The sequence below is a fragment of the Duganella sp. AC917 genome, assembly GCF_979258245.1.
In genome coordinates this window covers 3,600,333-3,619,737 of the sequence record NZ_OZ409848.1, presented here as the reverse complement: position 1 = coordinate 3,619,737, position 19,405 = coordinate 3,600,333, and the positions used below count along the sequence as shown (strand labels likewise).

General features: G+C 55.6%; 12 protein-coding genes. 6 read left to right on the top strand and 6 right to left on the bottom strand.

Going from position 1 to position 19,405, the window contains the following annotated elements:
• Nucleotides 1–7 precede the first annotated feature (7 nt).
• The 6 genes from ACZ0BA_RS15665 to ACZ0BA_RS15640 form a co-directional block, all read right to left on the bottom strand.
• Nucleotides 8–1,720 (bottom strand): nuclease-related domain-containing DEAD/DEAH box helicase, encoded by a 1,713-nt coding sequence (locus tag ACZ0BA_RS15665; protein WP_463452145.1) that lies wholly within the window; start codon nucleotides 1,718–1,720, stop codon nucleotides 8–10.
• Nucleotides 1,717–6,543: a protein NO VEIN domain-containing protein gene (locus tag ACZ0BA_RS15660; RefSeq protein ID WP_463452144.1), complete on the bottom strand. Its 4,827-nt coding sequence runs from the start codon at nucleotides 6,541–6,543 to the stop codon at nucleotides 1,717–1,719. Before ACZ0BA_RS15660 ends, ACZ0BA_RS15665 begins: the two co-directional genes overlap by 4 nt.
• Before the next feature lie 78 nt (nucleotides 6,544–6,621).
• Nucleotides 6,622–7,359, bottom strand: a complete 738-nt coding sequence (qatD, locus tag ACZ0BA_RS15655) for a Qat anti-phage system TatD family nuclease QatD (protein ID WP_463452143.1) — start codon at nucleotides 7,357–7,359, stop codon at nucleotides 6,622–6,624.
• On the bottom strand, nucleotides 7,359–8,621 hold the full coding sequence (gene qatC, locus ACZ0BA_RS15650) for a Qat anti-phage system QueC-like protein QatC (RefSeq protein WP_463452142.1): 1,263 nt from the start codon (nucleotides 8,619–8,621) through the stop codon (nucleotides 7,359–7,361). The genes qatD and qatC overlap by 1 nt, the downstream gene beginning before the upstream one ends.
• Complete coding sequence (locus ACZ0BA_RS15645; protein WP_463452141.1) at nucleotides 8,618–9,469, bottom strand: Qat anti-phage system associated protein QatB; 852 nt, start codon at nucleotides 9,467–9,469, stop codon at nucleotides 8,618–8,620. The genes qatC and ACZ0BA_RS15645 overlap by 4 nt, the downstream gene beginning before the upstream one ends.
• Entirely contained in the window at nucleotides 9,469–11,334 is a 1,866-nt protein-coding gene (locus ACZ0BA_RS15640) for a KAP family P-loop NTPase fold protein (RefSeq protein ID WP_463452140.1), read from the bottom strand. Before ACZ0BA_RS15640 ends, ACZ0BA_RS15645 begins: the two co-directional genes overlap by 1 nt.
• Nucleotides 11,335–11,768: 434 nt before the next feature.
• Between ACZ0BA_RS15640 and ACZ0BA_RS15635 the strand changes: the two genes are divergently transcribed.
• From ACZ0BA_RS15635 to ACZ0BA_RS15610, 6 genes are read left to right on the top strand one after another with little or no spacing between them, the layout of a single operon-like run.
• The gene (locus tag ACZ0BA_RS15635) at nucleotides 11,769–12,374 is read left to right on the top strand and encodes a restriction endonuclease subunit S (protein ID WP_463452139.1); all 606 of its coding nucleotides are present in this window, start codon (nucleotides 11,769–11,771) and stop codon (nucleotides 12,372–12,374) included.
• Nucleotides 12,375–12,395: 21 nt separating this feature from the next.
• Nucleotides 12,396–13,937 carry a type I restriction-modification system subunit M gene (locus ACZ0BA_RS15630; RefSeq protein WP_463452138.1) on the top strand — a complete coding sequence of 514 codons (1,542 nt, stop codon included), beginning with the start codon at nucleotides 12,396–12,398 and terminating at the stop codon, nucleotides 13,935–13,937.
• On the top strand, nucleotides 13,930–14,136 hold the full coding sequence (locus tag ACZ0BA_RS15625) for a hypothetical protein (protein ID WP_463452137.1): 207 nt from the start codon (nucleotides 13,930–13,932) through the stop codon (nucleotides 14,134–14,136). Before ACZ0BA_RS15630 ends, ACZ0BA_RS15625 begins: the two co-directional genes overlap by 8 nt.
• Nucleotides 14,126–15,349 (top strand): restriction endonuclease subunit S, encoded by a 1,224-nt coding sequence (locus ACZ0BA_RS15620; protein WP_463452136.1) that lies wholly within the window; start codon nucleotides 14,126–14,128, stop codon nucleotides 15,347–15,349. The genes ACZ0BA_RS15625 and ACZ0BA_RS15620 overlap by 11 nt, the downstream gene beginning before the upstream one ends.
• The gene (locus ACZ0BA_RS15615; RefSeq protein WP_463452135.1) at nucleotides 15,346–18,648 is read left to right on the top strand and encodes a type I restriction endonuclease subunit R; all 3,303 of its coding nucleotides are present in this window, start codon (nucleotides 15,346–15,348) and stop codon (nucleotides 18,646–18,648) included. The genes ACZ0BA_RS15620 and ACZ0BA_RS15615 overlap by 4 nt, the downstream gene beginning before the upstream one ends.
• On the top strand, nucleotides 18,645–19,400 hold the full coding sequence (locus ACZ0BA_RS15610; RefSeq protein ID WP_463452134.1) for a M48 family metallopeptidase: 756 nt from the start codon (nucleotides 18,645–18,647) through the stop codon (nucleotides 19,398–19,400). Before ACZ0BA_RS15615 ends, ACZ0BA_RS15610 begins: the two co-directional genes overlap by 4 nt.
• The last annotated feature ends 5 nt before the right edge of the window (nucleotides 19,401–19,405 follow it).

Genomic DNA, 19,405 nt, shown 5'->3' with positions numbered 1-19,405 from the left:
TGTTGAATTAGCCGCATACATACTCTCGAACGGCTTGAAGGACTCTGCTCGTGCCAACTACCGCGAGCAGTGACTTCCCTCTAGTGATTCCCACATAGACGGTCTCCCATAGTTCTTCATCCAGCACCTCGTCACCGAGCCACAGCACGACAGCCTGGCTTTCGAGACCCTTGAATCTCGCAACCGTATCCAGGAGCACCGAAGAGCGCTGGCTGTGCACCTCGATGGCCCACCGCACCTTTCCGGCGTCCGGGCGCTGCTGGAGGAGTGTGTAATAGAACGCTTTGGGACGTTTCGTCACTAGAACGACGACATCTTGAGCATCGATGCCTTCAATGTTGATCCACTGATGTACCCGCCGAACGACTTCATCTGCCTGGTCCTCATCTCTATTCTGACTACTCCAGGTGATCGCCGGACCTTGTAATTCCGGCGGGTCAATTACATCACCTAGATAAAATCGGTAGGCAGCTTCGTGAATTGGCGCCGTGTTACGACAGTTCGTCGTCAGGTGGAATGGCTCGTCCTCGATGGGCAGCACCGCGATTCGTGAGTACAGCGCCTGGTTATGGTCAATGAAGATATAGAAATGACCGAGTTCTTGGTCGCGAAGTAGCATCTCGACGCCGAGCCAATATTCGTTGCTGAAATCCTGTGCTTCATCTACCACCACGGCGTCAAAACGTTCGGGCAGGATTTCCGCAGAGAGTGCAAGCGCAAACGGCATTTGGAGGTCGAACAGCTGCTTGTCACCCGTACCTGGGTACGCTTGCACCGCTTCTTTCAAGACGTCACGACCTGCCTCTTTCGCCGCGCGAGCTTTCTGGTCACAGAGTTGGTGGTAACTTTGCGCCTGAATCCGCGGCGTCTCGCTCAGACCTTGGGCTAGGAAGTTTGCCAGCGGCCGGTTGTAGCAAAGTAAGAGCACGCTGAGACCTCGGTCTGCAAGTTGCTTTGCCTTCTCGACAGCCAGCAGTGTCTTCCCCGTACCAGCTCCACCGGACACAATAGCTCGCCGACGGCCACCAATAACGCGAAGCACTTTTGCTTGGTTGGCGGTCAGACGAATTCGGTGGGCTTCGGCCTGGTCTACAGCCGCGCGCAACACGGGACGCACGTCGATGGGATTGCACAGAATGCCTTCAATGACTCGTACCCCTCTGGCGCCGAGCGGGGTATCTATGGGCTGATGCCAGAATCGGATTACGCGTCGGACCCAGTCGGCCACGTCGCTAAGGTCAGCGTTCACGCCGACGATGTCGCGCTGTCGGTCTGGCCCCAGGAGCGGGGCCGAGTCGTGGATGTCAGGGAACACCACCGCGTGTCCGAGAGTGAATCTTCCTCCGCCGAACTGGCGCCAGTTTGCGTGGTCGGCAATTTGGTCCAGTAGCGCGTGTCGTTCACTGGACGCTTGCCTGAATGGGTCCTTTATAGGATTCGACCTACCGTTTCGATCCACCGAGTGCCAGGCGCCGACGGCAGGGTCGAAGTGGATGCCGCCCCCTTTTACCTCAACTGCTAGAACGCCGAAGCTTGGCGACACTAGCGTGAAGTCCGCTTCTCCCTCGTTGATTCGGCCTCGGCCATCGCGATAGAGCCAGTTGGCGCTGTATATGACGAGGACGTCGTTAGGTAGCTGATCGCGGCATGCGGCATAGAAGCGCGCTTCGGCGCGAGACTGTATTGCTCGCAGACGTTCTTCATCCAAGAGTGGAATCATTCTTGCCACAGAGGCTCCGTCGATAGACTCATCTTGACTGGATGGAATAGCGAATTCACCTGCTTCCCATTCTTTAGGATCACATGCACGTTGAAGAATGCACCTCTGCCACGGACGCTGAGAATCCGGCCAGAGCCTACTCCAGCGATGTCGATGTAGAGGCCCTTCTCCGGAACACTTGGTGCAACGAGTATATTTTCAGCTGCTGCCTTCCATCCCGCGTCGAATCTGAACTGGGTGACTAGGCCAAAAGGATTCTTTAAAAGGTGAAGTTGGCGCCTCTTTTCGTCCTGGGCGAACTCGACCACGCAGAGCCAGTAGCGGTCCTTCATCCTTTGAGCCATTAGCAACTCGGTAGGAGTTAGCGCGACTCCCTCCTGGGTCCACGCGCCGCTCTGACCTTTTACCTCAACATATTCATCCTCGCCAGAGGCATTTCTGACGAGGATGTCGAAACCGGGGTTGTTGTGAGGCATCTCGGTCAAGGAGGCCCAGCGCTTTGCTTGCGTTTTCAGGAAATAGAGCACTGCGGCACGTCCGACGGCGTCCCTTGCTTTTGCCTTGTCCGGGTCTTCTCCCGATTTAGGTCGGTCAGGGTCGGCCGGGCCCTCAACGTAGCTCAGGAGCCGCCCTGTCCTGGCGCGCGGCGGTTGCAAGTGAACGTTGCCTCCGGGAGGCATGGCGGCGCCCTGCGAGGGCGCGTCTGACCCCTTGTAGCTAGGCGAACTTGCGACGGGCGGGGCGACAGAAGACGGGGGCTCGCCATCGAGATTCGCTGCTGCGGTTGGGAGCATGTGAGGTTGGGGGCCGACTGAGCCATCGCCATTCGAAGGCGAAGGGACGACTCCAGTCGAGGGCCGCCCAATCTTCGCATCAGCTCGATTCGCTGTTGGCGGGGGGGGCGAGCCAGTGGGCGGGAGGGGCAGCGATGACGCCAATGGTCTCGGCAGTGTGGGGGCTGGCTGATTCGCTGAAGGCGAACTCGGCCGGGGCGACGACAGTGATGGCACTGGCGCGGAACCTGCTGGCCGCAGGGACCTTTCCTCCTCGACCGTGCTAGTGCTGGCAGCCACGTCTGTAGGCTCGTCTGTTGCCGGCTCGGCGGGAGAGGCATCGTCAGCGGCTACGCCGCTGTCGCCTGGCAAGCCTTCCTCAGGTATGCCAGAAGTGCTGTTATCCGTCGCCGATTCTTCGCCAGTCCGTTCAACATCGGCTTGCATAGGCTGTTCGCGTTGTTGAACGGCTCGCTCAAGGTCGGCCGGTAGGTGGCCGATGGCCACAACGCCCAAGAATTCCTCAATGCCTTCGGCATCGTTCTCGAGGAGAATCCGCGCGAAGGTATCCGCGAAATCGACCGTCTCGACAAGGTACTTACTTAGTTCTGCGGCGACCCTGTCCTTTAGCGACTTCGCATTCGCACGGTAGAGCACTTGCCCATCCGCCATTGCTGCATCGGTTGTTGTACCGCGACTGAACTCACCCAGCCTCACCCGCAGGCTCACCGTCTCGACTTCGGCAACCGTCACGTTCCACAACGCGGTCAGCCTTCCTGCTTCTAGCGCACTCTCGAACGCCTCCGGCTGCCGGGAGTAAAGAACTCTGGCTATATATGGCACCGCCCTGTGCACCCGCGATGTCAGGTCGGTGTCGACCTTACCGCCGCCGGCCCCCTCGACCTCAACAGAGACCGACGCCGACAGCCGAGCAACGGCTGCGGCATTGAGCAGCCGGCTGAGCCGGGGTACTTCGACCGACGGAATGGCAAGGAACGACAAACCCTCTTGATCCGCGAAGAGCTCGGCCAACGCTGCGGAATCGTTGGCGAACAGATGGTCGCTGTTGCCAACAACCTCTCCCCAGTGGTCGACGAACACGGCCCCTTCGGCAAACTTGTCTATCCAGTCGGGTACTTCGATTTCTTTCCCGAACTGCGGCTTTAACGCTTGCTCCGCTCGTTTGTAGATGGCGAGCGCCTCTGCTTCGCGAGTAGCCTTATCGGCGATTTCGTCCAGTCGCATCAGAGCGTCCACCCTCTTTGAAATCGGGAGTAATCGTGGTACGCGAAGCTTTTCGACGAAGAAGCCCTGGAAGTCTTTGTACAAACTCTGGACCGGGGGATATAGTGAATCGAGGAACTGGCCATTGGTCAGCCATGCAACCTCGCTGGGGTTGAACCAGCCCTTATGAGGCCCCTTCAACTGAATTAGCCCACTGTTCTCGAACGATTGCCGAATGAAAGACGAGTCCGAGTCCCAGAGTCGCGCTTCCAAGACTCGGTAGATGGCCTGAACCTGTTTTGTAGTGCCGGTGTCGTTCTGCTTCAGTTGTTTGAGGCGTTTGACTAAGGATTCCGCATTCACACGGTGCGTTATCCGACAGTCGTCCAGCATCTGAGGGATCATGATCGCATCGACGTAAGGAAGCCCATCGCCAAGCGTTACACGCAGTTCCTCAGTCATGTAATAGGTTTCAGACAGTGGAACCGTCACCTTCTTTCCGCGCAGCGGCGCTGCCATCTCCCGAATCTGCCTGGCAAATACAGTATCTACCGAGGCGACTCGGTTCCGTCCGGCGTTCACCAGGCAGGTGAGCTTGCTCGAATATATTGCCCAATGCCGGCTGAGGCACTCCAGCGTCTCCCTTCGAATCGTCGGACTTGAAGTGTTAAGCAAGAGGTCCAACTCCTTGCTGCTCTTCCAATTCGTCCCCAAAGCATCGACGGCAGGGGACGTTCTTACCCCTAGGGCTACAAAGAACTCACGCCAGGACTTTGCTTCGGAGTCGATGTCCTTGGGTTTCTGCCCAAGGTATTCTGCGGACACATAGCTTGCCGCTCCAGGCTCGCCAGCGGTAAGGGTCTCGATGCAAAACTCGGGCTTGTACTCTTTGCCGAGATACATGTCACTGACACGTTCGAAGGTCCACGTGCCGCTCGCGCTGACGAGTTTTGTGCCAATCCATATTCCTTCACGAAGCATCTGATACGCCTGCGAGTGCGTCTTCCCACGGGTGGCGGCCTCCTCCAAAAAGGCACTTAGCTTGTCCTTCACGTACCGTAGGTGGCCAACTAGCGCTTCGAACTTGGATTTCTTCCAGGCGTCACCAGCGTGTCTCGGAAGAATGTGCGAAACCACTAACTCGTATGGGGCGTCCGCGCGGACCTTCAGAGCATCGAATAGAGCTTTTGCTTCCGTTGAGCGCTCAAGCGCCGCTTCATAGAGCTCGCTGTCCAGCACGATAAGCTCGTGCTCGAACCCGTACTTCTTGCCGCGCCCCAAAGGAAAGAAAACACTCGTCTGGGTCGGAGCAACGTAGGTACCGTTAGACGTCGGCAGGCAAGGCACCTTGAGTAGCCCCGCTTTGACAAACGCTGCCAAGTCGTCTGCAATGAAGGCGTACAGGTTGGCACGCCACTCCAGAGGCTGTTCAGCCAACCAAACTTGATGAGACCTGAAGACCTCAATTACTTCCGAATAACCAACATCGCGGACACCAAGTTCGCGAAGCAGGCCATGACCACTTTGGACGCGCGAATCAACGTAGTCGAATCCGAAGAGCGATAGTGCCAGGGCGGACGGGAAGAGGGTGCGAAACCCTTTATCTGCTAGTCTTAGGGCGCTTGGGAGGTGCCATGTGCCCGATGCGGACGGGAGGCTTTCTTCACCAGCCAGGCGGTCGACAATCTTTTGGCGTACTTCCCCAAAAAAACCGTCCGCGATGTCGGTGTCCTCCGGCACATACCGGAGATAGGTGAGCGCAAGCGCAGAGGACTTTTTGAACTCGTTCAACGCCAAAGCGAAAGTTTCGGCTAAGCCATCGCGAAGGCGATGGTTCCAAAGCCGGTCATTCAGGACGCCTTCTCGCCCGGAGTTGAGAATAAAGTCCGCGTGCAGGGGAAACCGGAATCCAACTTGGTGGATCGGCAGGTACGCGAACACATAGGATGCCGGCTCCAGGATGGCCGCACCCGTTTCGTCGAGGGGGAACGCCAGAATAACGGTTGACTCGTGCACCCCAGGTCGCTTTGTGTCGGCGAACTCGTCGACCATAGGAAAAGCCTTAGTCACACGCATGTACCTAAGGCTCACCTCGCTAGATTTACCGTCAGTAGTCGTTGTTGACGTAGTGAGCTGAGAGACGCCTTCGTGATCGGTCCGTCGGTACAGCCGCTGGACGTCACCCTGAACGAGCGTTAGTTGGCGGAGTTTGTTGAGAAAGAGTAGGACGCGGGAGTCCAAGTCAGAGACCGTTAAATCGTTGAAGACGTAACCCGGCGCTGCGGGGAGGATGATGGTGGTGTGGTCGGGGCGTGCATCCTCGGGCGGCTCGCACCAGGTTGGAACTACATAACCGAGAAGGTTAGTCGGCTCGGTGCGATCAAACCGAAAATGGAAGCCATTCGAATGAATTTCCGGTGCGGTTGACACTGAGAACACGGACTTGAAACCTATGCCCTTCTCACCGATGTGATGTTGTTTGTCCTCGGCCTTTGAACTCGCCCCCACCTTACAGATCGCGCTGATGTTGTCCTCGGTGAAGCCAATTTCATTGTTAGATAGCACGAGTCGGCCTGGCCTGATTTTAAAGGTCAGTTCGGGGGTGGTTCCCTCCCGGTAGCTGTTGTCATCGGCGTTCTGAACGAGCTCCAAGACGAAGTGAGACTTCTTAGAGTAGAGGTCTTCCGACAGAAGCTTCAGTGCGTTGTTGAGCTGCGTCTGAAGATTCAGTGCACCCTCTTGAAGATGCTCCGGGAGCTCGTCGCCTACGAGAAATGAGCGGCGCACTCTCTCTATGAATTGTTGCGGGGACTGTGTAGGCTTCATGCGTATGCTTTATTCGAATATATTCAGTTCAAACATTTGGGAGAGGACACTAAGCTTGTGAAATCTGCGACCATAACGCTATGAACGGCCCATTAGTCGGAGCAACTGATGACTGTTGCGAGCAAGAGTGGCGGCAGCTTCTTCGATCCGCACGCCCCATAGCGACGCTAAGCGCGCGGCGGTATCGTGGGCGCTCCAAGGCATGACCGTGGCCCCCGCTACTTTTGCAAATGGCCCATCGCTTTCGGGGACAATTTTTTCTCGAGCCATCTTCGTTGCAAGAGCGCGACCGCTGGCGGATTCGAACATCGCTGGCCCAACACTAAACCAGCACCCGAACGCTTCTGCGGCTCGCAGTTCGGCAGGAGTCCCGGAAAACCAATGCAATATAGCTGTTCCAAAACCTGGGTGCTTTTGTAAAGTCGCCAGCACATCCATTACAGCCCCGCGTGAGTGAATGCTTAAGGCGCGTCCGCCCACCTCACTACAGCGCCGAATGACAGACTGGAAGATATGTCGCTGAATTTCATACGAATGCTTGAATCGTGCTGAACCGTCAAGCCCGACTTCGCCCACCGCTGGTGCGATTGCAATTTGTTCGAGCAATAACTCTAGTTCCGCCGCGCGGTCATGAGCAATTTCGGGATGGAGGCCAGGAGTGATAAGTACCTTGGGCGAGCTACCTAAAACTCGAGTTGTCGCCTCAAACGCTTTCGGGCTTGTCGTCACTAACCAGGTAAATTCATTACGGTGTAATGCTTCCTTGTAGACCTCCCGTGCGCGCGGATAGAGGTCTAGGTGACAGTGAAAATCCATCACAATATTCCATCTGCTTGGAGCAGCGCCTCAAGTTCTTGAATCCCAGTATCGAGCACATTTCTGTACGAAGCACGGTCATTGCTTGACGCGAACGCCAATGACGCGCCAAGGAATCGGTCAAGACCTTGGTCGCGTACGGTCAGAACGGCCAAAGCGGCAGCCATCGGATCATCCGGCCCGCTGGCCTTGTCCGAGCCTGCAAGAGTTGTATGGACGTACCGGGTAGTGTCGCGATCTGGCCCCCACGCGAGGAACGCACTTTTGCGAATCATGCACGGCACACAGCGCCCACAGTGTACGCGGTTGTAAGTTCGGAATCGGCCGCAACTGGTAGAGTCTGACGCCAACGTTGTAAGTAGCGCCTGATCCAGGCATTCGCGCATCATCTCCCCTTTAGTCTTGAAGCGATAGGGTAGCTCAAGTTTAACCTCAACCCCCAGCCGGTCCAGCAACTCCTGGAGCATCGCAATAAAGAGAGGATGTGTCGTACGCGTACTGAGGCTGGCGACTCTGCCTGGTACAAGCGGTGGATTTATGCAGATAAATCCGTTTTCTGGAACGTAGATTGAAACCGGCGAACCAACGACTCTCGAGGCTGCTAGAACCGCAAAGGCGTAAAATGCCAGGGAGCGACCACGAGTGGATGACTCACGCGGGCCGGAAAAACTTATGCCGTGACTCCATTGCATATGAGTTTCTCTGCCACCGAGGACAGTCGCATAATGTCGTTGCCGCTCAGAGTCCTCATGTGCCAACTGTGACACCAGCAGCGGTCGACGCCCTTGGCGGATTAGATCGATACCGCCAATGAGGCTGTCTAGTCCACCCGATAGCAACGACACACAATCGCGATCAAGCGGCTGTGGATTTCCGTTAGGTGGTGGGACTCCACCGTCAACGAAATGAAGTGTCCAGTAGTCGCCAGTCAGTACTTTCAGCATGGCTTCGGCATGGTCTTTTAGCGGTGTCCAATCCAGCGGCGCGTTAAGGCCGACTGTGAGCTCTATGCTGCGCGTCCAGCCATCGGCGCTCGTGCTTCGAACCCCTGCCAAGTCTGCTGCGCAGACTGCCAAGCAAAATTGGACAAAGTCCCAGGTCTGCGCGGAGGGAGCGAAGCCTTTGCGCTTGAGCGATCCCCTCCAGCCCCTTGCAATGGTCCCCACCGCCGGAAGTCCGGCGCTCTTGAACAACGTGAACGCACGTTCGCCCGTTGCGAGCGTATTTGGTAAGTTTTCGACAGATGTACATATAAACTTCATGAAGCAAAGACCTCCAGCGTTGATTGCAACACTTCATACGCCAGTCGCTTAGGATCGTAGCCGGCCGCCGCACGCCGCTCCATGATGACATGGACCTCGGACTGCACATATTCCCTCACATCCTTCCGATACAGTTGAATCTGTTGCGGACTGTACTTCAATCGTTCGTAGGTTTGCCCCAGTTGGAGGTCCATGCGATTGCAGACATCGCTAGCGATGGTGATGGCCATTACGTCGTGAATTTGCGAGTCCGTGAGTGCGAAGATATCGATGCCAGGATTTAGCTCATACAGCTGACCGAGAGCTTCAGCCGCAGCGTTGCGCAGAGACTCGTCATCCGTGCTCCCAGTATCGGGGAGCACTTCTTTGACCAATTCAAGGATGAGGTCATCAGCAGAGAGATTCCCTTGACGTACCCGGTCAACCCAGTCAGTGACGCGTGCATCTGATCGGTCGCGTGCCGATGCTAAGAACTGGCCCAAGGCGCCAGCTCCTTTCGCTGTGCCTCTCATAGTGGAGGCAGCACGCCGAGGCCCTCCCATCCCCTTGTTGACCATGCTCTTCGCCGCAGAGCGTAACGACTCGCGGCCACCGCCAGCGAGGTAAGCAGACATTTGTGTGCGCGCAGCGGCGAAGCGGCGGCTGGGGGCGGTTGCAGCTTCTTCTTGACCGGGGTCACCTTGGGCTGGCTCGCTGGAGTTGTTTTCACCCTCGTCGTCGACCGGCTCGGATTCCGAAGCTTCAGCATCGCCAGATTCATTACCATCGCCCGAAGCATCTGGCGTAAGCCATTCCGGATCGAATGGAGAGCCGCCTTTGCCACCGGAGCTCGAGGTAGAGGTCCCCATCAGCGAGTCGCTTTCTTTGCATGTTGAATGGCCGCTTTTGCCTTCTTATCCACCAACGGAGCGAGCTCCCACTTATCAAGAACAGGATGTGCCCAAGTTTGCGCGTAGAGCAAAGGGATGATGCCGGGGCCAATATCTGCTACAGGCGCCTCGCTCAGCAGAGCTGCAGCCTTTGCGCCTAGTTGGCTGAAAACCTTGCACGGTTCAATGAGCGAAACTACATCTTCGCCAGCTCGCCAGGTTCGCTTCGATGCCTTTAATTGCCACGCACGAACCATCGCCATCTCTGATTGAGTCGCGCCAGCAGCCGTAATGGCCTGGGTCAACGGACCGTTGGAATTCGTCGCACTGACGAGCGCATCACGCAATGCGCGGCCTTCTGGACTCATGTTGTCTGTGCCGAAGTCCCGCGTCGCAGTGTCCCGGCTGAGATGCAACAGTGGCCGCAAATCCGTCTCGCCAAGTGCCGGATGAAGCTGCAACCAATCACGCGTGAAAGGGGCGTCCGTAAATGGTTCGGGAAGCTTCGCATCCGGATCAGCGGCGAGCGACTCAGCTTCACGCAGCGCGTTCACACGGCCGTCGGATGCTGATGTGACCAAACTGCTAAGTGCATTCGCCAGGGCTTCATCACAGCGTTCGACGAGATGCCACTTGGCCAGCGAGGGTATGTCGAGGGTGATACCTTGAGGTTCCGCAAGCGCGGACCGTAGATAAACAATGTTAAGGAACCGCTTCATAAGACGCGGATTTGCGTTGACTGCCTTGGACTGGGTGAGCAGGGGGGCTAGTCCTTCAGCTAGTTCCATCAGCGCGCTCATCTGTGCGTCGCCAGTATTTATCAGACTCTGCAAGAATTCGGTGGTGACGGCGTCTCCGCGCCAGCTTGCCTGGAGTCGCGCGGGAATCGCTTTCAGCGCAGCGGCGAAGTCAGAGTCATCAAAGTCGCCGTCCGCATTTGCTCGCTCCATTAGGAGAAGCGCCAAATATGCCTTCGCTTCGTTAGTGCCAAGCCGAGGGACGTGGAGTGGTACTTGGATCAGCTTGTCGAAATAGTTCGTAGCGACGTCGCTGGATATCTGGGTTCCCTCAAAGTGCACGCGTACAGCACCACGGATGAACTCATTGTCGGCAGCAATGACGAAAGCACTTCGTTTGAGGAAGAGCAGGAGTCGAATTGACTCAAGCGTTGAAATAGCGGTTTTTGGCAGGCAGCGGTCCAAGTCATCCACAAAAACCACCAGCGTCACTTTGAGCTCTTCTAACAGCTCTTCCAAGGCATTTCGGAAAGCCTGAATTTCGTTGGGTAGAGAGATAGGCTCAGCCGGCTTAAGCAGCCCGTCGCCTTTGTCGTCCTTGCCATCTGCGTCATCGTGCGCATCAGCGTCGTCGTCGCTACCTCCGAAGCCAAAGAATCCGCCCGCTTTAGCGATAGCTTGGCCAATCGACCCAACAGGTACGCCGGTATAAAGTGTTACCGCTGCTTCGCCTCCAAGCTGCGCAAGGCGAAGCAGATTTATCCGTTTTAGAAGTCGCTTGGCCTTGTTGAGCAGTTTTTCATTGGAAGCAGCCAGGCGAAGCACCTCATCGCCGACGATTTGAAGAAGGGCGCTGCGCGCACCTTCGAAGTCCTGGTAAAGCCACGGATTGAACGTGACCACAACATAGGTATTCTGGTCCTGCATTGAGGACTCCCTCAGGCGGCTTTCAATCATTCGCACTAATGAGGTTTTGCCGGCGCCCCAGCCACCAGAAATCCCCACCGAAATCGGCATACCGCGGGACTGCTGCAAAAGTTTCGCACATGCGTCGGCAACTACTCCGAAGTTTAAATAGTCAACTATTGTCTCGTTATCCGACCACACGCATTGCCCCTTTGACGAAATAATTCGGCGCTCACGCCGTAATGACTGTTTCGGTAAATTAACTTTTTGATGTTACCATAAGTTATCATGAAAACTACATATGTTGATAACTACTAACGGATGAAAACCGAATAAACTTGGAATGCGTGGACAATGCCAAGCGAAATACGATTGATTGCCTGGCCGCACTCTGCTGGACGGGGGGCGACTGACTACGGGGATTGGAAGGCCACTTCTGCTAATCGACACCAATGTGGCGAAAATCCGGTTTAGGTGCGCACAACCTAAATACTGTATGGATGAGTAGTGGTATGTGCTCTCCATGTACTGCCGGCTGGCGTAGTTAAGCACTTCGAGGAATTTTAAAATTATGCATCAAAGCCAGTGATGCAGAAATTTTACTTACATCGTCAAAGTTCGGATATGATTGCATCATGATGATTGATGCAAAAAAAATGCTACTTGGTTCTGTAGCCCTGTTGAAGAGCGGCTATCCCTTCCGTGGTTCCATAGAGGAGTCCGCCGGCGGTGATGCGCTGGCCCTACAGATGAAGGACGTGGACCCGAATTTCGGGGTGGATTGGTCGGGTGCCATGCGCACTACCTTAGCTGGTCGAAAACAGCCTGACTGGCTCAAGGCGGGTGACGTCCTCTTTGTTTCGAAAGGTGCTCACTTTTACGCGGTCTGCATCGATGAACCGCCCAGCCCGGCGGTGTGCAGTCCCCATTTCTTTCACCTGCAAGTGCTACCTTTGGCGCGTCTCCTACCTGCTTTCCTCGCATGGCAGATTAATCAACCGCCTTTCCAGCGTCAGCTTCAACAGGCGGCAGAAGGTAGCAGTCAACTCAGTATCCGACGTCCGGTACTTGAGTCACTCACGATTTGCGTACCTGCGTTGGCGGATCAAGAGAGCATAGTCGCCTTGGTCGGTCTAGCAAGCCGGGAGCGCCAGACTCTCCAACAACTTATTCTCAATCGAGAGCTTCAATTACAGGCACTCGCGGAAGGCTTGGCGCACAGAGTGCAGGCCATGAATTAACCCCATTAGGATATCGAAACAATGAACGACATTGTCATCAAACTAGCCCCTTTCCAAGGCTCGCCGGTCAGTCAAGAAAACATCAACGCCGCAGTATGGGCCGCATGCGACACTTTCCGCGGCACAGTGGACCCAAGCATCTACAAGGACTTCGTCCTGACCATGCTATTCCTTAAGTATGTTTCCGACGTATGGCAAGATCATTATGATGCTTACAAGAAGCAGTATGGCGATCACCCCGAACTGATTGAGGAAATGCTCAAGAACGAGCGTTTCGTACTGCCGCCTAGCGCAAGCTTCTATGCGCTGCACGCCCTGCGGCACAGCCCAGGTAACGGCGAGCGCATCGACAAGGCCTTGCATGCCATTGAAGAGACCAATATCACCAAGCTGCGTGATGTATTCCAGGACATCAGTTTTAACTCGAACAAGTTGGGCGACGAGCAGCAGAAGAATGACATCTTGCGCCACTTACTAGAAGACTTTGCCAAGCCCGATCTGGACCTGCGCCCCAGCCGAGTCGGGCAGCTCGACGTGATCGGCAACGCCTATGAGTTCCTTATCAAGAACTTCGCCTCCACAAGCGGCAAGAAAGCTGGTGAGTTCTACACCCCTCCAGAGGTGTCTGCGCTCATGGCACGCCTAATGGCACCGCAGGAGGGGGACGAAATCTGCGACCCCACCTGTGGCTCTGGCTCCCTGTTGATGAAATGTGGCCGCTTGATTCGCGAAAACACAGGTTCACGGAAGTACGCGCTGTATGGGCAGGAAGCCATTGGCAGTACGTGGGCTCTGGCGAAGATGAACATGTTCCTGCATGGCGAGGACAACCATCGCATTGAGTGGGGCGATACCATTCGCAACCCCAAACTGCTCGACAGCGCTGCCAGCCTAAAACACTTCGACGTGGTGGTCGCCAATCCCCCGTTCAGCTTAGAAAAGTGGGGCTTTGAGGGCGCCGACGCGGACAAGTTCAGTCGCTTCCGCCGAGGGGTACCGCCTCGTACCAAGGGGGACTATGCTTTCATTTTGCACATGATCGAAACCATGAAACCTGGCTCCGGCCGCATGGCCGTTGTTGTTCCACATGGCGTACTGTTCCGCGGCGCTGCTGAGGGGCGCATCCGCCAAAAGTTGATTGAAGAAAATTTGCTCGACGTGGTGATTGGCCTGCCAGAAAAGCTTTTTTACGGTACTGGCATCCCCGCAGCCGTGCTGGTTTTCCGCAGAAACAAAGCCGACGACAAAGTGCTTTTCATTGACGCTAGTCGCAATTACGAAGCTGGCAAGAACCAGAATTACCTACGCGAATGTGATCTGCAGCGAATCCTGGCCACCGCCCTGATTCGCCAGAGTGTAGACAAATACGCTCACTTTGCCCCTCTTTCCGAAATAGTTGAGAACGACTTCAATCTCAACATTTCGCGCTATGTGGATATCTTCGAAGAGGAGGTTGAAGTCGACCTGATGGCCGTGCGAAAGGAGCGCGAACAGCTCAAAGCCGAACTAGTCGGTCTGGAAGCCCAGATGGCCGTATACCTTAAGGAGCTGGGCTATGAATAAGCCAAGTCAACCTGTTTTGCGGAGAGTCGAATCTACTAAAGCGGGGCTAAGCCACGGTTCAGGTGTTGGTTTCTTGTCCTTTGAAACTGAAAGGGCCGAACCCGTGTGGAGTGTGGATTCTTTGACGATGCTAGGTGGCCAGGCGGAGCACGCGACCAAAAAGCTGGATACGAAGAAGGGTGGGTCTGATGCTGCATAAAGACTGGCAACGAATCACGGTCGGCGAATGCGCAGATTTGTTGACTGGCTACGCGTTCCGTAGCCAGGACTATGCCGAGCCCAATGCATCGACGGTGAGGCTATTGCGCGGTGACAACGTGGTGCAAGGTTCTTTGCGTTGGGAGGATGCGAAGCACTGGGCCGCTCCCTATGCGGAGCAACTGCAGCGATACGAAATGCTCGCCGGAGACATTGTGATTGCCATGGACCGTCCTATTGTGAACGCAGGCTTGAAGTGCAGTGTTGTTCAACAACATGATTTGCCGTGTCTTTTGGTACAGCGAGTTGCGCGACTCAGGGCTGCTGGGGCTATTGAGCAGGAGTATTTGGCGCATGTACTTCAGACACACCGCTTCATTACTCACCTCAAAGGGCAAAAAACAGAAACGGCGGTTCCTCATATTAGCCCAAACGACATCCGTGCATTCGAGGTGGCTCTGCCTTCGAATTTGAGTGAGCAGCGCCGTGTCGCCAGCGTCCTATCTACCTGGGATCGAGCTATTGTCACCTCCGAACGACTACTAGCGAATAGTCAGAAACAGAAGCAGGCGCTGACTCAAGCTCTTTTAAGCGATAGCTTTAGACAGTTGCGAAGGAGGGCGCCACTCCATCGAGAGCATGCATCATTGATTTTCTCGCCGCGTTCAGTGAGGCGGAACGATGGACTCGAATTACTGTCAGTTATGCAAAATGTTGGAGTTGTGCCACGCAGTTCATTGGACCGCAAGGTCGTCATGCCAGAAGGCTCTACGGACGGTTACAAATTGGTTGAGCCCGGTGACTTTGTCATCAGCCTTCGCTCCTTTGAGGGGGGATTGGAATACTCTAAGTTCAAAGGGCTGGTGAGTCCGGCCTATACCGTATTAATGCCCAGAAAGCCCGTTGTGGATGACTTCTATCGCCATTACTTCAAGTCCAGAGAATTCATCGGAAGATTGGCGGTTGCAGTAATAGGAATCCGTGATGGGAAGCAAATTAGCTATGACGATTTTTCGTTTTTGAGGCTGCCATATCCGTCGATACAGGAGCAGCAGTCGATTGCACATGTGCTCAATGCCGCTGAGCAAACCGTTCTGCACCATGAGGCCGACCTTCTGCGCTTGCGTGGTGAGAAGGATGTATTGCTCTCTCAGCTCCTGAACGGCAAGCGCCGTGTCAAGCTCCCTGAAGCGGCGAGGGGTACGCAAGCATGAACAACACGCCCAACTCACGGGAGCAATACAGCGCCCACATGCCAGCACTTCACCTGCTGTGCAACCTTGGCTGGAATTTTTTAAACACAGCGCAAGCTCTTTCCCTACGTGGAAGTACTCGTGAGGTGCTGTTGAAGCCTCGCCTAATTCAAGTTTTGCAGACAAGGCGCTACGAATACAAGGGGATGTGGTACTCGCTGTCACCCAGTGGGATCGACCAGGTTGTGCGGGAGCTGTCGGCACTCAGCTTGGCCGAAGGGCTATTGCCTGCCAACGAACGACTGTATGGCAAATTGGCCCTGGGAATCACGGTCACTGAGTTCATGGAAGATGGTAAGAAGCACCAACCGACTATCCATGTGATCGACTGGACGGATACTAACGCCAACCTTTGGGATGTGACAGAAGAGTTGGAGGTACTGGCGGGGCAAGGTACACGCTACCGGGTGCCAGATGTGGTGTGTTATGTGAACGGTATTCCCTTGGTTGTGATCGAAGCCAAGCGGCCCGAGTCGGGCGGCGGTAGTCATCCAGCCAAGGCCATGGTGAACGAAGGCATTAGCCAGCATTTGCGCAACCAGCGACCAGACGAAATTCCCAACTTGTTTGCCTACGCTCAGTTGCTACTCTCCATTAGCCAGACCGAAGGACGCTATGGCACTACCCATACGGCCGCGAAGTTCTGGGCTAAGTGGCGCGAAGAGGAGCTCGACGAAGGACATATGCAGGCCCGCAAGAACGCAGCGCTAAAGTCGGACGCGCGCGCGGCGCTATTCGACGGAAAACCTGCTGATTTTGCTGCCTACTTTGACGAACTTTGGAGTGCTCCTATGCAGGCAACCGAGCAAGATCGCTTGATTGTCAGCCTGCTAAGTCCTACGCGTCTATTGGAATTCCTTCGCGGCTACGTACTGTTCGACCGAAAAGTAGGCAAGATTGTGGCTCGCTACCAGCAGTTCTTCGGCATCCGCGCGCTGCTGACACGTATTAGCCAATTGCGCCCGGATGGTGGCCGAGAGGGAGGGGTTGTTTGGCACACTACGGGGTCTGGTAAGAGCTTTACCATGGTGTTCTTGTCCAAGGCGCTGCTCTTGGTGGAAACCTTGAAGGAATGCCGCGTGGTGGTAGTGACCGACCGCATCGATCTGGAAACCCAACTGTCGCGCAACTTCATGACTGGCGGCGCCTTTGGCTCCAGCATCGGCACGCAAAAAGACGGAGAGAAAAGCCGCAGTCTTTCCGGTCGAGATTTGGCCCGCCGCATCGGTAGCGGAACAGAGCGCATCACGTTCACGTTGGTGCACAAGTTCAACACAGCATCCAAGCTGCCCGAGTGCCGCAACGACTCGGCCAACATGATCGTGCTAGTGGACGAGGGCCATCGCAGTCATGGCGGGGAGACTCACGAGCGCATGAAGAAGGCGCTTCCAAAAGCAGCTTACATCGCCTTTACTGGCACCCCTTTATTGAAGAATGAGAAGACGGCCAATAAGTTCGGCCCCATTGTTCACGCCTACACGATGCAGCGCGCGGTGGAGGACGAAACGGTCGCCCCTTTGCTTTACGAAGAACGCATGCCGGAACTCGATATCAACGAAGACGCTGTCAATCGTTGGTTCGAGAAGATCACCAGCAACCTCAGCGACGCCCAGCGCATTGACTTGAAGAGAAAGTTCGCTAAGAAAGGGGTCATCTACGGTGCTGCTAACCGAATCGAGCTAATCGCTTGGGATATCGCCACCCACTTCAGCGAGAACATTAAAAAGCTCGATCTGGGGCTAAAAGGCCAGGTGGCGACGGACAGCAAGCTCGATGCGATTCGCTACAAGAAAGCCTTGGACGATACCGGTCTGGTGACTAGTGCCGTAGTGGTCTCGGCCCCCGACACTCGAGAAGGCAACTCTGACGTGGACGAAGATACCCTGCCCGAGGTGCAGAAATGGTGGAAGCAGACCATGACCAATTTCGGTAACGACGCCGAGGCCTACGAAAAGCAGATCGTCAACGACTTTGGCACCGACGGCGCTCCGGACCTGTTGATCGTGGTGGACAAGCTGCTGACCGGATTCGACGAGCCGCGCAACACCGTGCTCTATATTGATAAGCCGTTGAAAGGCCACAACCTCATACAGGCAGTGGCACGCGTAAATCGTCTGCACGATGCTAAGCGGTATGGCGTGTTGGTGGACTACCGAGGCATCTTGAAGGAATTGGACACCGCAATCCGCGCATACCAGGACCTCGAAACCCGAACGCAGGGTGGATTTGATGTCAGCGATCTCGAAGGGCTGTACCACCAATTCAGCACGGAATACAAGCGACTGCCGACGTTGCATGACCAGTTGTGGTCGTTCTTCAAATCGGTCTCCAACAAGCTAGATCGCGAGCAGTATCGCCAGGTGCTGAGCCCAAAGTTTGTGAATGGCAGTGATGGAGAAGAGTATGACGAACGTCAGAAATTACGTGACGATTTCTATGAAGGGCTGACCGCTTTCGGTCTGTGTCTACAGACTGCACTATCGTCTCGCAGCTTCTTCGAAGACAAGAGCTTCTCGGAGGAGTTGATTGCGCGATACAAAGCCGACCTGCGCTTCTTCACGGAGCTGCGCCAAACCGCCCGCCGGGACGCGATGGAGACTGTGGACTATAGCGTCTATGAAGAGCAAATCCGCAAGTTGGTGGATAAGCAAGTCATCGGAACCGAAGTGCGAGAACCGGAGGGCGTGTACTTGGTGCACCAATTGGGCAAGGCCGAAGACCCTAAAGACTGGTCTGAAGAAAAGACGCGTAATGAAACGGACATGATTCGTACCCGCCTGCGTAAGACTATCGAACAGGACTTAGCGGAGGACCCTTTCGCGCGAAAGGTGTTCGGTGAACTGCTGAGGCAAGCCATTGCCGAGGCGGAGGCCATGTTCGACCATCCGCTAAAGCAGTACGCTCTGTTCCAGGCCTTTGCGCAACAACTGGAGTCTCGCACGACTCCGGGCGTGCCGAACGCGTTGGCAGATAAACCACATGCCAAGGCCTACTTTGGCGCGATTCGTCTGGTGCTGGGGGAGGATGCCTTTGCTGTGCTGAGCAGTGAGGCTGTGGACGGCTTGGTGCAGCAGGCTTTAGCGATGGACACTTTAGTTCGCGATGCAGTGGCAGAAAACTCACTCAATCCGCAGAACATTGAAGCTGCAATCCGTAAGGGGCTGCTGCCGCTGCTATTTGGCACTTTGGGCCTCGACAATGCAAAGCAGGTGGTGGAGCAGGTTATCCAAATTACGCGCGTGGGGCTGAGCAAGTCATGAGTACTTTGCCCTCTGAACGCACCTCTCAACATCGCGTAATGTACGGTGATGAGATCATTGCTTTCAGCCTGCGTCGGCAGCCGTCACGCACCGCGTCGCGGCTAGCTATCCACGTGGAACCAGATGGCCGAGTGTTGGTGGACGCATCTGATATCGCCTCCTTAGCTGACGTATTGAAGGCCGTGAAGATGCGGTCACGTTGGATCAGTCAGCACGTAGTTGCTGCCAAGGCGCGAATGGCGCATGTGCTCCCGCGCGAATACGTGAGCGGAGAATCTCTGCATTACCTTGGGCGGCGTTATCGCCTGAAGGTCATTGTCGATGCAGAGGCCATGGTGACGGCACGGATGCGCGGCGCATTCATCACGGTAACTGTGCCGGCCCACGCTCCGGCTGCAGTCAAGTCTGCCCTTGATGCTTGGTACCGCCATCGTGCGCGTGAGGTGTTCATTGATCGTCTTGCTGCTGTTGCCGCGCCGTTGCGATGGGTCAGAAAGCTTCCTCCGATACGCCTCCAGTTCATGACAGTGCAATGGGGAAGTTGCTCGCCCGCCGGCCGTATTACGCTGAACCCCCTGCTGGTCAAGGCGCCACGCGAGTGCATAGATTATGTGCTGCTCCATGAGCTGTGTCACCTGCTGCATCACAACCATAGCCCGAAGTTCTACCAAACACTGGACCGGCACATGCCACGGTGGCGGGTGATCAAGGAGAAGCTGGACAATATGGTAGAGGAAGTATTCCGGATGTAATTCCC

What these genes read in the sequence shown, in the direction of transcription:
- ACZ0BA_RS15665 (WP_463452145.1), bottom strand. Translation starts at nt 1,720, where the DNA reads ATGATTCCACTCTTGGATGAAGAACGTCTGCGAGCAATACAGTCTCGC.
- ACZ0BA_RS15660 (WP_463452144.1), bottom strand. Translation starts at nt 6,543, where the DNA reads ATGAAGCCTACACAGTCCCCGCAACAATTCATAGAGAGAGTGCGCCGC.
- qatD (WP_463452143.1), bottom strand. Translation starts at nt 7,359, where the DNA reads ATGGATTTTCACTGTCACCTAGACCTCTATCCGCGCGCACGGGAGGTC.
- qatC (WP_463452142.1), bottom strand. Translation starts at nt 8,621, where the DNA reads ATGAAGTTTATATGTACATCTGTCGAAAACTTACCAAATACGCTCGCA.
- ACZ0BA_RS15645 (WP_463452141.1), bottom strand. Translation starts at nt 9,469, where the DNA reads ATGGGGACCTCTACCTCGAGCTCCGGTGGCAAAGGCGGCTCTCCATTC.
- ACZ0BA_RS15635 (WP_463452139.1), top strand. Translation starts at nt 11,769, where the DNA reads ATGATGATTGATGCAAAAAAAATGCTACTTGGTTCTGTAGCCCTGTTG.
- ACZ0BA_RS15630 (WP_463452138.1), top strand. Translation starts at nt 12,396, where the DNA reads ATGAACGACATTGTCATCAAACTAGCCCCTTTCCAAGGCTCGCCGGTC.
- ACZ0BA_RS15625 (WP_463452137.1), top strand. Translation starts at nt 13,930, where the DNA reads ATGAATAAGCCAAGTCAACCTGTTTTGCGGAGAGTCGAATCTACTAAA.
- ACZ0BA_RS15620 (WP_463452136.1), top strand. Translation starts at nt 14,126, where the DNA reads ATGCTGCATAAAGACTGGCAACGAATCACGGTCGGCGAATGCGCAGAT.
- ACZ0BA_RS15615 (WP_463452135.1), top strand. Translation starts at nt 15,346, where the DNA reads ATGAACAACACGCCCAACTCACGGGAGCAATACAGCGCCCACATGCCA.
- ACZ0BA_RS15610 (WP_463452134.1), top strand. Translation starts at nt 18,645, where the DNA reads ATGAGTACTTTGCCCTCTGAACGCACCTCTCAACATCGCGTAATGTAC.